This is a genomic window from Brenneria salicis ATCC 15712 = DSM 30166 (assembly GCF_003315515.1).
Taxonomy (GTDB): domain Bacteria; phylum Pseudomonadota; class Gammaproteobacteria; order Enterobacterales; family Enterobacteriaceae; genus Brenneria; species Brenneria salicis.
The window spans coordinates 216,419-230,249 of sequence record NZ_QNRY01000001.1; the positions used below are offsets into that span (position 1 = coordinate 216,419).

The 13,831-nt window shown below is 50.8% G+C and carries 11 protein-coding genes; 3 read left to right on the plus strand and 8 right to left on the minus strand.

Annotated elements, in window-relative coordinates; genetic code table 11:
• The first annotated feature begins 86 nt into the window (after window positions 1-86).
• On the plus strand, window positions 87-782 hold the full coding sequence (queC, locus tag DES54_RS01060; RefSeq protein WP_113864763.1) for a 7-cyano-7-deazaguanine synthase QueC: 696 nt from the start codon (window positions 87-89) through the stop codon (window positions 780-782).
• A gap of 274 nt (window positions 783-1,056) precedes the next feature.
• Here queC and DES54_RS01065 read toward each other — a convergent pair whose 3' ends face one another.
• The 8 genes from DES54_RS01065 to bolA all read right to left on the minus strand — a co-directional run bounded on the left by DES54_RS01065 (window position 1,057) and on the right by bolA (window position 11,203).
• On the minus strand, window positions 1,057-1,416 hold the full coding sequence (locus DES54_RS01065) for a ComEA family DNA-binding protein (RefSeq protein ID WP_113864764.1): 360 nt from the start codon (window positions 1,414-1,416) through the stop codon (window positions 1,057-1,059).
• Between the two features lie 144 nt (window positions 1,417-1,560).
• Window positions 1,561-3,435 (minus strand): peptidylprolyl isomerase, encoded by a 1,875-nt coding sequence (ppiD, locus tag DES54_RS01070; protein ID WP_113864765.1) that lies wholly within the window; start codon window positions 3,433-3,435, stop codon window positions 1,561-1,563.
• 329 nt (window positions 3,436-3,764) lie between these two features.
• A complete protein-coding gene (gene hupB / locus DES54_RS01075; RefSeq protein WP_113864766.1) occupies window positions 3,765-4,037 on the minus strand; it encodes a nucleoid-associated protein HU-beta in 273 nt (90 codons plus the stop codon).
• Between the two features lie 197 nt (window positions 4,038-4,234).
• Window positions 4,235-6,610: an endopeptidase La gene (lon, locus tag DES54_RS01080; RefSeq protein WP_113864767.1), complete on the minus strand. Its 2,376-nt coding sequence runs from the start codon at window positions 6,608-6,610 to the stop codon at window positions 4,235-4,237.
• Window positions 6,611-6,801: 191 nt separating this feature from the next.
• On the minus strand, window positions 6,802-8,076 hold the full coding sequence (clpX, locus tag DES54_RS01085) for an ATP-dependent protease ATP-binding subunit ClpX (RefSeq protein WP_113864768.1): 1,275 nt from the start codon (window positions 8,074-8,076) through the stop codon (window positions 6,802-6,804).
• A 161-nt stretch (window positions 8,077-8,237) separates the two neighbouring features.
• A complete protein-coding gene (clpP, locus tag DES54_RS01090; RefSeq protein ID WP_113864769.1) occupies window positions 8,238-8,861 on the minus strand; it encodes an ATP-dependent Clp endopeptidase proteolytic subunit ClpP in 624 nt (207 codons plus the stop codon).
• A 402-nt stretch (window positions 8,862-9,263) separates the two neighbouring features.
• The gene (gene tig, locus DES54_RS01095; protein WP_113864770.1) at window positions 9,264-10,568 is read right to left on the minus strand and encodes a trigger factor; all 1,305 of its coding nucleotides are present in this window, start codon (window positions 10,566-10,568) and stop codon (window positions 9,264-9,266) included.
• 275 nt (window positions 10,569-10,843) lie between these two features.
• On the minus strand, window positions 10,844-11,203 hold the full coding sequence (gene bolA / locus DES54_RS01100; RefSeq protein ID WP_113864771.1) for a transcriptional regulator BolA: 360 nt from the start codon (window positions 11,201-11,203) through the stop codon (window positions 10,844-10,846).
• A gap of 324 nt (window positions 11,204-11,527) precedes the next feature.
• Here bolA and DES54_RS01105 point away from each other — a divergent pair, with 324 nt between their 5' ends.
• Together DES54_RS01105 and ampG are read left to right on the plus strand one after the other, a co-directional pair.
• Window positions 11,528-12,106: a lipoprotein gene (locus DES54_RS01105; protein ID WP_113864772.1), complete on the plus strand. Its 579-nt coding sequence runs from the start codon at window positions 11,528-11,530 to the stop codon at window positions 12,104-12,106.
• A gap of 62 nt (window positions 12,107-12,168) precedes the next feature.
• A complete protein-coding gene (gene ampG, locus DES54_RS01110; RefSeq protein WP_113864773.1) occupies window positions 12,169-13,653 on the plus strand; it encodes a muropeptide MFS transporter AmpG in 1,485 nt (494 codons plus the stop codon).
• The last annotated feature ends 178 nt before the right edge of the window (window positions 13,654-13,831 follow it).

Genomic DNA, 13,831 nt, shown 5'->3' on the forward strand with positions numbered 1-13,831 from the left:
GCGACGGTTTTTCAGGTAACATACCCGCTTTATCCTCATAGCCTCGTTACAGATTGAGGTTCACACTGCGTCAAGGTGAATGAAGAATGAAGCGCGCTGTTGTTGTTTTTAGCGGTGGACAAGATTCCACAACCTGCCTGATTCAGGCGCTGCAAAACTACGATGAAGTCCACTGTATAACTTTCAATTACGGGCAACGTCATCGGGCAGAAATTGATATCGCCAGAGAGCTTGCGCTGACTTTGGGCGTCGCCGCCCATAAAGTTCTCGATGTGGGTTTGCTCAATGAATTAGCCGCCAGCAGTCTGACGCGGGAAAATATTCCTGTTCCTGACTATGACGCCAATGCGCAAGGCGTACCCAGCACCTTTGTTCCCGGAAGAAACATCCTTTTCCTGACACTGGCATCCATTTACGCCTATCAGGTTGACGCGCAAGCCGTCATTACCGGTGTATGTGAAACCGATTTCTCCGGCTACCCCGACTGTCGGGATGAGTTCATCAAAGCATTGAATCAAGCCATTGTGCTTGGCATCGCGCGCGATATTCGCTTTGAAACGCCGCTGATGTGGCTCAATAAAGCAGAAACCTGGGCGCTGGCGGATTATTATCAACAGTTGGATACTGTCCGCTATCATACCCTGACGTGCTATAACGGCATTAAAGGCGACGGTTGCGGTCAATGCGCGGCCTGCCATTTACGCGCTAACGGGCTGAAACAATATCAGGACGAACCGGCTAAAATTATGTTGGCGTTAAAGCATAAGAGCGGTTTGAAATAATCAGGCTAAGTCAGAGGTTCAGGCAAGAACGTTGACCGTCTTGCCTGAATTTCCCTGATGTCAACAATAAGACGCAAACACCGTACAAACCAGAAGGCGCTCAGCCAGAGACTTCTGAATGATATCCCGCTTCCTCCTTTCCCTCGGCGATATCCCACATGACGAATAGCATTCATGTACTCGCGTCGCTCACCTTCAAGCTGCAGGGCCTTTTGCGTTAGGCCAGCCAAAGCTCGCAACCGAATCGCATTTCATCGCCCGGTTGCAAACAGCATCACAGTTTTAAGCGAGAGAGATTACGCTCCACCAGCGCGGCGCCAATCCCCGGCACTTCTTTTAATTGCTCGATCTGCGTGAAAGGACCATTTTGTTCGCGATAATTGACGATAGCTTCGGCTTTCTTAAGACCTATGCCGTTCATCACCTCAGCTAATTCGGTCGCCGTTCCCGTATTGATACTTACTTCATCCTCATCAACATTCGGCAGTTGCGCTTTCTCCGCTTTTTGCCCAGATAAAGCCGGTTTTACCACCGCCGCATTATCAGCCTTGGCAACGGCCTGAGCGAGTAGCGGTAACCCAGACAGACTCATTCCCATTATCAGACAAAACGCTTTTATTGCTGATTTCTTCATGCTGTTTCCTCCTTGTGTTTGACAGCACGGCTACCTTGCCGAAGCACGCGGTTTATCGCAAACAGCAGAATTTAAATGTGGAAAAGGCCGCGAAAGCGACCTTTTGTTGTTGCAACAGTTTGCAAATTTATGCGGAGCTTATTGCTATTCCTGCGCAGCGTTACCCATCTTGATTTTGGCTTCGCTACGCAAGCTGGTCAGCAAGGCATCAAACAGAGAACCCAGCGAACTTTGCTGTATCTGGCTGGCAAACTGCGCCTTCTGCTGATCGTTGAGCGCATGAGGCGTCACACCATCCAATGCGACGAGGACCACATTGCCCGCCTGATCCTGAGAAATACCATAAGACGGCTTATCGTTGACCGGATAAGGCAGTGCGAAGACAGACTCCGCCATCACGTCGCCTTGAGAAATAGAAGACATCGTTTTGGCCTCGCCAAAGATCAGATTTGCCGCTTTCAGCGCATCATCTTTACCCTGTTTCAGTTCGGCCAGAATTTTTTCCGCATCAACGCGGGCCTGCTGTTCCGCTTTCTGACGTTTAACCGTCTGCATCACCTGATCGCGAACCTGATCCAACGGACGCGTGGTTTCCGCTTTATGGTCAGTAATACGAATAACGAAAGCACGATCGCCATCCACATTGATCACATCGGAGTTACTGCCCGGAGCGCCGTTATCGCCCAGCAGCGCGCCATCAAAGAGCACCTGAGTCACCGGCTGGAAATTCAATACAGCAGGAACCTGCTCGCGAGTAAACCAATCCGTTTGCAGGGCCTTGACGCCAGCGGCTTCTTCGGCAGAAGCCAGAGACTCGTTGTCGTTGCTTGCCGCCTCGCTGACCTTCTGTTGCAGCGCGTAATACTCATCCAGCGCTTTTTCCTGCTTAACTTTAGCGGTAATCTCCGCTCGAACTTCACCCAGCGGTTTAATCTGTGACGGCTGAATATCATCCAGACGCACAATCAAATACCCCACGGAGGATTTTATCGCCGCAGACATCTGACCTTTTTCAGCCAGATTAGCCTGCCTGAGTTCATCTATCGTAGAGTTTTCGTCCATCCAGCCCAAATCGCCGCCGTTGCGACGTGAAATCACATCAGTCGATTTTTCTTTCGCCACGGTCGCAAAATCGGCGCCTTGCTTCAACTCATCCAGAACCACCTGTGCGTCGGTTTCGGTTTTCACCTGAATAACACTGAATTTCTTACGTGCTGGCTGCGTGTAGTCGGCTTTATTTTTTTCGTAAAAATCGGCGATATCACTGTCATTGACCGTGGTTTTATCCATGATCCCCGCCGCATCCAGCGTGATATAACTTACTTTAAACGCTTCAGGCGCAATAAAACGGCTCTTGTTCTGGTCGTAATAACTCTGAATTTCTTCATCAGCAACAGTCTGCCCTTTGGCGATGGCTTCAACATCGATCGTCGCCTGCCGCACCACGCGATCCTGAGCCGCCTGCTTCACCAGATTGTCGATTTCCTGAGGCAGCATGAACGAACTATTACCGAAACCACGAATCAGTTGCTGCGACATGAGTTGTTTACGCAACACTTGGGCATACATATCCGGCGTCAGCCCCAGACGACGGATCTGATCCAGATATTTTTCGTTATCGAAACGGTTATTGGTTTGAAACGCAGGGACTGCGAAAATCGCCTGCTTGATCTGTTCATCACTGATATTCAGCCCAAGTTTATTGGCATATTGGTCCAGCAATGCTTCGTCAATCAATTGAGCAAGAGCCTGCTTGCGCAAGTTCTGCATATAACCGTCATTGCTCGCCAGAATAGAGAAATTCTCGCCCAATGCTTCCTGCTGACGATTGCGCTCGTTCTGTACCGCTTGCTCCAACTGGGAACGGCTAATTTCCTGTCCATTAACCTTTGCCGCATAGTCCCCGGAACCACCAATAAGATAATCACCAACGCCGGTTAAAACGAATGATGCAATGATCAAAGCAAGAATAATTTTGAGCACGACGTTGTTAGCGGCCGCGCGTAAATTGTCCATCATAATGTGACAATACTCCGCTGTAGAATGGATAAAACTCCCTGCGCTGGCCGAGGCCATGCATCCTTGCGCCTTGCGATTGCCTTAGCCGGGAAACCAGACCAGGACACACTTAAGCTGTTGTCCGGCACTTGAATTGCCAGTAAAAAACATCAGGAATGCTTCTTAGCGTTGCGTTGGCAACGACCCGCAGGGTGTTGGCATGAATAGTCCCTTATAAATAAAAGGCACATCATAAAATGATGCGCCTCGTATCTTACCCTACCAATATCTCTGCGTCAGGTAATGTTTGGCGGTATGAAGTGATGTCTGCCAAACCTGTGACGCAATAATCAGTTAACGGCGTCTTTCAGCGTCTTACCGGCACGGAAACCCGGTACTTTCGCTGCGGGAATACTGATTTCTTTACCAGTTTGCGGGTTACGACCGGTACGAGCAGCGCGTTCACGCACTGAGAACGTACCAAAACCAACCAAAGCAACATCATCCCCGTCTTTCAGAGATTCGGTAACGGAACCAATAATTGCATCTAACACACGCCCTGCCGCCGCTTTGGAAATGTCAGCATCTGCGGCAATTTTGTCGATCAATTGTGACTTGTTCACTCTCTCATCCCCTCTGGCATTCTCTCATCGCGCTGAATATCCCAAGACGCGACACGTAGCTTTATATCAATCCTGTCAGACCTTAGCAAGTTACAGCTAAAACCAACAGTGCTCTAAGTTAGCGGTACAAAAAAAAGCTGGCAAGCATGATTTGACTTACCAACTCTGATTTTCTCAAGGGTTTATGCGATAGGTCACTATTTTGCCTTGGCCTTTGCTTTCGGGGTGGAAACCACCTGCATGCCATAAGGCGCATTCTGCAACGCTAATGCCAGAACTTCTTCGATACGCTTCACAGGATGAATATCCAGATCGGCAATCACGTTCTGCGGAATTTCTTCAAGATCACGTTTGTTATCATCCGGGATCAATACCGTTTTGATACCGCCGCGATGAGCAGCCAGCAGTTTCTCTTTCAGACCGCCGATGGGCAGCACCAAACCACGTAACGTGATTTCGCCGGTCATCGCTACGTCAGCCCGTACCGGGTTGCCGGTCAAACAGGATACCAGCGCGGTACACATTGCTATACCGGCACTTGGCCCGTCTTTTGGCGTCGCCCCTTCCGGCACGTGAACGTGAATATCGCGTTTTTCATAGAAATCCGCATTGATACCCAATTTCTCCGCTCTGGCGCGAACCACGGTGAGCGCGGCCTGGATAGACTCCTGCATCACTTCACCCAGCGAACCGGTGTAGGTCAGTTTGCCTTTACCCGGAACGCAGGCCGTTTCGATGGTAAGCAGATCGCCGCCCACTTCCGTCCAGGCCAATCCGGTCACCTGACCAACGCGGTTTTCATCGTCCGCCCGGCCATAATCAAAACGTTGCACACCGAGAAAATCTTTCAGATTATCGCCCGCTATCTGGATATGTTTAACTGATTTATCCATCAATAACGTTTTCACCGCCTTACGACACAGTTTGGAAATTTCACGCTCCAGACTACGCACTCCCGCTTCACGGGTATAGTAGCGGATAATACCGACAATCGCGCTGTCATCCACCGACAACTCGCCTTTTTTCAGCGCGTTGCGTTCAATCTGTTTGGGCAACAGATGCTGTTTGGCGATGTTCAGCTTTTCGTCTTCGGTATAGCCGGACAGACGAATCACTTCCATACGATCCAACAACGGCGCTGGAATGTTCATCGAGTTGGATGTCGCAACGAACATGACGTCCGACAGGTCGTAATCGACTTCCAGATAGTGATCGTTAAACGCCACATTCTGTTCTGGATCAAGCACTTCCAACAAAGCCGATGCCGGATCGCCACGCATGTCGGAAGACATTTTGTCGATCTCATCCAACAAGAACAGCGGATTTTTCACTCCGACTTTCGCCATTTTCTGGATCAGTTTGCCCGGCATGGAACCAATGTAAGTACGGCGGTGACCACGAATCTCGGCCTCATCGCGCACCCCGCCCAACGCCATACGCACATACTGACGTCCGGTGGCTTTGGCGATGGACTGTCCTAATGAGGTTTTACCTACCCCCGGCGGCCCGACCAGACACAGGATTGGCCCTTTGATCTTGCTGACGCGGCTTTGTACGGCCAGATATTCCAGAATGCGTTCCTTAACGCGCTCAAGGCCATAATGGTCGGTATCAAGCATTTCCTGCGCTTTGAGCAAATCTTTCTTCACTTTGCTGCGCGCATTCCACGGCACCTGCACCATCCAGTCGATGTAGCTGCGCACCACAGTCGCTTCTGCCGACATCGGCGACATCATTTTAAGCTTTTGCAGTTCCGCTTCGGTTTTTTCACGCGCTTCTTTCGGCATTTTCGCCGCTTCAATCTTGCGCTTTAACGCTTCATGTTCATCTGGCGCATCGTCCATCTCGCCAAGTTCTTTCTGAATCGCTTTCATTTGCTCATTCAGATAGTACTCGCGCTGACTTTTTTCCATCTGCTTCTTAACGCGGCCACGGATGCGTTTTTCGACCTGCAACAGATCGATTTCAGACTCCATCATCGCCATCAGATACTCAAGACGCTCCGTGATATCGGACATTTCGAGTACAGACTGCTTATCCGCCAATTTCAAAGGCATGTGCGCCGCGATGGTATCAGCCAGACGCGCGGCGTCATCAATGCTGTTTAGAGAGGTCAGGACTTCGGGCGGGATCTTTTTATTCAGTTTGATATATCCCTCAAACTGATTGATTGCCGTGCGCATCAGAACTTCCTGCTCACGCTCCTCAATCGCCGGGGAGTCCAGGTATTCCGCCTGAGCAGCAAAGTGCTCACCGCTGTCGGACAATGTCGTAATGCGCGCGCGCTGCAACCCTTCGACCAGCACTTTGACCGTGCCGTCCGGCAGTTTCAGCATTTGAAGAATCGAGGCTACCGTCCCTACCGAGAAAAGATCGTTAATACTTGGCTCATCCGTTGAGGCTTCTTTCTGTGCCACCAGCATGATCTTTTTATCATGATCCATTGCGGCTTCAAGGCACCGAATCGACTTCTCCCGACCAACAAACAACGGAATGACCATGTGCGGATAAACCACCACATCGCGCAGCGGCAATACGGGGATTTCTATGCGTTCGGAACGCTCAGGGTTCATAGAGCTCTCTCTTAGTTTCGTTTCCGCCAGGTTAAGGGAATCACGTGAAACACGATCTTCACGGGTTTCACCAAATAGGTATTCGAGTATATGGGGATAAATATCTTACATTCAACGACCAGAATACGCGTAAAAGCGAATGGGGGATAAAATCCCCCATTTTTATCTTTCAAAACGTCTGTTTTGGCTAATTATTCGCCGGACGCCTGCTGAGCTTCAGGCTTGCCGTAAATCAGAAGCGGTTCGGATTGGCCGTCAATCACTGATTCATCAATGACAACCTTATCAACGCTCTCCAGTGATGGCAGGTCGTACATGGTATCCAGCAAGGCCGCTTCGACAATCGAACGCAGACCGCGAGCGCCGGTTTTACGCGCCATGGCTTTCTTCGCGATTGCCGTCAGCGCTTCGTCACGGAACTCCAGTTCAACGCCTTCCAGGTTAAACAGCGCCTGATACTGTTTGGTCAGGGCGTTTTTCGGCTCACGCAGAATCTGAATCAGCTCTTCTTCGTTCAGTTCCCTGAGCGTGGCGACCACCGGCAAACGGCCAATAAACTCAGGAATCAAACCAAATTTGATCAAATCACCCGGTTCAACCTGGCCCAGCAGTTCCCCCTCGGTGGTTTTTTCCGCCGAACCTTTCACCGTGGCGCCAAAACCGATGCCGCGGCCAGTATCGGTACGCTGCTCAATCACCTTATCCAGACCGGCAAACGCCCCGCCGCAAATAAAGAGGATCTTGGAGGTATCGACCTGCAAGAACTCCTGCTGGGGATGTTTACGCCCGCCTTGCGGCGGAACGGCGGCGATCGTGCCTTCGATCAGTTTCAGCAAGGCTTGCTGCACACCTTCGCCCGACACGTCGCGTGTGATGGACGGATTGTCGGATTTGCGTGAAATCTTGTCGATTTCATCGATATAGACAATACCGCGTTGTGCTTTCTGCACATCGTAATCACATTTTTGCAGCAGTTTCTGGATGATGTTTTCAACGTCCTCACCCACATAACCGGCTTCAGTCAACGTTGTCGCATCGGCCATGGTAAATGGCACATCCAGGAAACGAGCCAGTGTTTCAGCCAGCAGGGTTTTACCGCTACCCGTCGGGCCAATCAGCAGGATGTTGCTTTTGCCCAGTTCAATGCCGTTGCTGCTGTCGCCGTTGCGTAACCGCTTGTAGTGGTTGTATACCGCAACGGACAGCACTTTCTTGGCCTGTTCCTGTCCGATGACGTAATCATCAAGATGACGGCGGATTTCATGTGGCGTCGGCAACGCGCTACGCTCACGATGCGGCGCAACTTCTTTAATTTCTTCGCGAATAATGTCGTTACACAAGTCAACACATTCATCGCAGATATACACTGACGGCCCGGCAATCAGCTTGCGTACTTCATGCTGGCTTTTGCCGCAGAAAGAGCAGTACAGCAACTTTCCTGAACCGTCTTTGCGCTTATCTGTCATCAGTAAACCTCTTTTTAGTCTTTTGCCCGCAGGCCAACCACAGCGATATCGCTACAGCGAACGCCGATATTTTATAGCCAATACGCGCAAAAAACATCGCATCACAGACTATCGGCCTTACACTGATTTTTGCCACTATAGACAATCAACATAGCAGAGTATTATTCACGATGCGTGAATACAGAGTCCACCAGACCATAGTCTACTGCTTCATTGGCAGAGAGGAAACGGTCACGCTCGGTGTCTCTCTCTATCACATCAATAGACTGACCTGTATGTTTCGCCAATAGTTCATTCATTCTGGCTTTTACTTTCAGTATTTCTTTGGCATGAATTTCAATATCCGTGGCCTGCCCCTGAAACCCGCCCAGCGGCTGATGGATCATCACCCGCGAATTCGGCAGGCAGATACGTTTGCCTTTTGCGCCGGCGGCCAGCAGGAACGATCCCATGGAACATGCTTGTCCCATACAAATAGTGCTGACATCAGGCTTGATGAACTGCATTGTGTCATAAATGGACATGCCCGCAGTAATGACGCCGCCTGGCGAGTTAATGTACAGGAAAATATCTTTTTCCGGGTTTTCGGCTTCAAGGAACAGCATCTGCGCCACTACCAGATTCGCCATATGATCTTCGACCTGACCGGTCAGAAAGATTATCCGTTCTTTCAGCAGGCGGGAATAAATATCGTAAGAACGCTCCCCACGTGAGGTTTGTTCAACCACCATCGGCACTAAAGCCATATGAGGTGCTTGTTTTTCTTGTTCGCCACTGTATGACATTCACGTCTCCTAGATAAAAGGCGTCCGGCGCCATTCCTGCCCGATTCTACTTGAGATAAAGGGTAATGACCATGCTCACGCACTGGCGTCACTCATCAGCATGGCGGCAGGATTAGGATTATACCGCTGCGCCATCATGCGCCCGCTGTTATTGCGATTATTTGGGGGTTAATGCATCGCTTTTCAAGCTTACACTACCCATTGTTTTATATTAAAGAGTTATCAGCAATAACCCAGCCGCCATTCTTTAATATAGTGCAAGTCAACTTATCCTGTTCAAAGAAAACAACTAATCCATGATGGAGTTCAAACAGAAAAAAAGCCCGCGCCATCAGGCTACGGGCTTTATAGCCGGAAAATAGACTCTTCCGGCGCTGGCAACAGCAGAGAGACGTAATGGACTTATGCGGTCGCGGTCTGATTCATCAGTTCGTTGAAGCTGACTGATTTTTCAACCACTTTCGCTTTGGCAAGCACGGTTTCCACCGCTTGCTCTTCCAGTGCGACATTACGCATGTTGTTCATCATTTCTTTGTTTTTGCTGTAGAACTCGATAACTTCCTGCGGATCTTCGTAAGCGGAAGCCATTTCTTCGATCAACGAGTTGACGCGCGCATCATCGGCTTTCAACTCATTGGCGCTGATCACTTCACCCAGCAGCAAACCAACAACGACGCGGCGTTTTGCCTGCTCTTCGAACAGTTCGCGCGGCAGTTCCAAGGCCTGTTTTTCGTTACCGCCAAAGCGCTGTGCCGCCTGACGACGCAGCACATCAATTTCGCTTTCAATCAGTGCGGCTGGAACGTCGATCTCATTCGCGTTAACCAGGCCGTCCAGAACCTGAGTCTTGATGCGGTTACGGATCGCGCCTTTCAGTTCACGCTCCATGTTTTTGCGCACTTCAGCACGCAGGCCTTCCTGAGAACCATCAGCCACACCGAAACGCTTGATGAAGTCTTCAGTCAGTTCCGGCAGTTCACGCTCTTCAACTTTCTTCAGCACGATAGCGAACTGAGCCGCCTTACCTTTCAGATTTTCAGCGTGATAATCTTCCGGGAAGTTAACGTCGATGGTGAATTCTTCACCAGCCTTATGGCCGACCACACCGTTTTCAAAGCCAGGGATCATGCGGTTCTGACCCATTGCCAGTACGAAATCGGTGGCCTTGCCGCCTTCGAACTCTTCACCGTCGATAGAACCGATGAAATCGATGGTGACGCGGTCTTCAGCGGCAGCGGCACGATCAGTTTCTTTCCAGGTTGCCTGTTGTTTACGCAGCGTTTCCAGCATGGTATCAACATCAGCTTCAGTCACTTCAACAACTGGTTTTTCAACTTCAATCGCATCCAGACCTTTCAGCTCCACTTCCGGGTACACTTCAAACTCAACGGAGTAAGTGAAGTCTTCCCCCTGTTTGTATTCGCCCGGAACATAGTTCGGCGCACCAACCGGGTTAATCTTTTCTTTGATGATGGCGTCAACGAAGTTACGTTGCATCAAATCGCCCAGCACATCCTGACGCACAGAGGCGCCACAACGCTGAGCAACAACCGTCATCGGCACTTTGCCTTTACGAAAGCCGTCAATACGTACTTTTTTGGCCACGTTGACCAGTTCGCTCTTAACCGCGCTCTCGATGCTGTCAGCAGCAACGGTAATCGTTACACGGCGCCCAAGGCCTTGAGTGGTTTCCACAGAAACTTGCATCTTGTTACCTCAAAAAATCACAGTGCTCGGTCAACCCCAAAACTATTCTCACCACAGCAAAGCCTGCTCCAAACATGCTCGACATGAGTGACAGTCGACACAAGTGAAAAAAGCCTCACAAAACCGGGACGTCGGTGTCTTACCAGACCCTGTTCCCTGTAGTCAGAAGCGTCCCGAATACATTCTGGAAAAATAGACGCGGCATTATAGCGGTATAGATAGGATGAGTCGAGGACGGCGGATTGACTATTACAGCAAGCTATTCGCACTTTTATCTATAACCCGTTCCGAAACAGACCGGAACGGGTTATACAGGCGCGCAATGACATGGTGCCCGCGCCGCCGCAAGGAGGAGATGAAGGCACTGCATTCTGCAAACCGCTCCATTCCTGCGCCGTGTAAGTATGCAGCGCCAGCGCGTGCACCGACCCAGCCAGTTCCGCCGCCAGGACGCGATAAATAGCCCGATGACGCCCTAACATCCGCTCCCCGACAAAACGATCGCTGACCATCACCACCTTGAAGTGGCTTTCCGATCCCGCCGTTACGTTATGACGATAGCTTTCATCAGTGACTTCCAGGTGCACAGGCTCAAACGCCACACGCAACTTTTCTTCTAACGTTTTATGCATCATACGGCTACCCTTTCGGCTTTGGAAAAGTTTAGTCTCAGCTAAACGCCCTCTGTCATTTACCGCGCTTCCGATTCCCTTCGATTTTAACTGTTTTCAAACCGTTATGCTTTAACACCGCAGGCAACAGATAATAAATAACAATGCCATGCCGTATCCCCGGCGGCACTGATGTGATAAAAAACCAGCTTGCCAACGCAATGGCGCGGAAAAGACAAATTTCAGAACAATTTACCGGTGCTCTGCTCTTTTCCCAGGCGGTGGCGATGATATGATATCAGTAATTTTTACCGGCTCACCACTCCAATCATCACTGAGAAAAGACGAATGTTAAAAAAATTATTTTTCCCTCTTCTTGCCGTCATCCTGCTTGCCGGATGCGCCGCCAAAAGCAACACCTTGAACATTACGCCTAACATCACGCTTCCTTCACAGGATCCGACCCTGATGGGCGTCACTATCAGTATTAACGGCGCGGATCAACGTGCTGATCAAGCGTTGGCCAAAGTGAACCGCGAAGGACAATTGATCACGCTAACCCCGTCACGCGATCTGCGTTTCCTGTTGCAGGAGGCGCTGGAAAAACAAATGACGGCGCGCGGCTATATGATTGGCGCCGGCGGTCCGGTTGCGCTACAAATCATCGTTAATCATCTGTATGCCGATGTCTCTGAAGGCAACCTGCGCTATAACATCACCACCAAAGCCGATATTTCTATCGTCTCTCAGGCGGCAAATGGCAACAAGCAGGTGAAAAACTATCGTGCGGCCTATAACGTTCAGGGCGCCTTCACAGCGACCAATGAAAAAATCACCAATGCGGTCAACACGGTGTTAGGCGATGTCATTAACGACATGGCGCAGGACACCAGCGTCAGTGACTTTATCAAGACTAACGCTCGTTAATTACTTTAATCCGCTTCCGTTGCGCACAGGCTTGCCTCGCAGCGCAAAGGAAAGGACTCTCCATGTTTAGTGGTGTCATCAATCTGTTCAGCCAACGTAATTCGCGTTTTCTGCTATTGCTTGGCTTCGCCTCCGGTTTACCGCTGGCGCTCACTTCCGGCACGCTGCAAGCCTGGATGACCGTGGAAAATGTGGATTTGAAGACCATCGGTTTTTTCTCCCTGGTCGGTCAAGCCTATGTATTCAAATTCCTCTGGTCGCCGGTGATGGATCGTTATACGCCGCCATTTCTGGGACGCCGACGCGGATGGCTGCTGCTGTGCCAACTGTTGCTTATAGTCGCCATTGTCTGTATGGGGTTGATGAATCCCGCCCGCGATCTGTGGTTGCTGGCGGCGCTGGCGGTCATGGTCGCCTTCTTTTCAGCCTCGCAGGACATTGTTTTCGACGCTTATAAAACGGACCTGCTGGCGCCGCAAGAACGCGGCGCCGGGGCCGCCACATCGGTGCTCGGCTATCGTCTGGCGATGCTGGTTTCCGGCGGTCTGGCGTTATGGATTGCCGACAGGTTGTTAGGCTGGCAGGCAACCTACTGGCTTATGGCCGGATTAATGCTGATGGGCGTGATCTCGACGCTGTTGGCGCCGGAACCGAATAATACCCAGCCGGCGCCGCGCTCCCTGGAACAGGCGATCGTCGCCCCGTTGCGCGACTTTTTCGCACGTAACAACGCCTGGCTCATTCTGCTGCTGATTGTGCTGTATAAACTCGGCGACGCCTTTGCCATCAGCCTGACCACCACGTTTCTGATCCGCGGCGCCGGTTTTAACGCCGGCGACGTCGGTTTGGTCAATAAAACGCTGGGGCTATTCGCCACTATTGTCGGCGCCTTATACGGCGGCTTGCTGATGCAGCGCCTGAAACTGTTCAGCGCCTTAATGCTGTTCGGCATCCTTCAGGCGGTATCCAACGCGGGATACTGGCTGCTGGCAATAACCGATAAGAACCTATTCACCATGGGCAGCGCCGTGTTTCTGGAAAATCTGTGCGGCGGGATGGGAACCGCCGCTTTTGTGGCATTATTGATGACGCTGTGCAATAAATCATTTTCCGCCACTCAATTCGCCCTGCTTTCCGCCCTTTCCGCCGTGGGACGCGTATATGTAGGCCCGATAGCGGGTTGGTTTGTCGAATCCTATGGTTGGGCGTGGTTCTATCTCTTCTCGATTATTGCCGCGCTGCCCGGCCTTTTCCTGCTGCTGATATGCCGCAATACGCTGGACTACACGCAGAAAACCGATAGTTTCCAGCTACGCAGCGCTTTTCCTTATTGCTACAAGGCGGCGCTGCGCGTGCTCGCTATCGGGTCAATCCTGCTGGGATTGTGGTTGATGCTGTTAATCACTAATGCATTGGGATGGACGTCGCAGGCGCGGATGGCGGAGTATTTACTGAGCGCCGGTGGCGGGCTGGCGCTGCTTGGCATTCTGTCAGGCAGTCTGTTGGACTATCTCGCGCTGCGATCCCCCTTCGCGGATAAGCGGTGAACGCAGGTTATGCAGATAAGTGGATAACAAGTCGAATCCGCACTTTTATCCACTTATTAAATTAAGTTTTTCTTCATAATCGGACGAAAAAAAATTTTTTACCCTGCGAAGAATATTTTTTTGCACTACTCTGCTTTATGGCGCATAAGCGTTTCACAGCGGAAAATACCAGCGAACA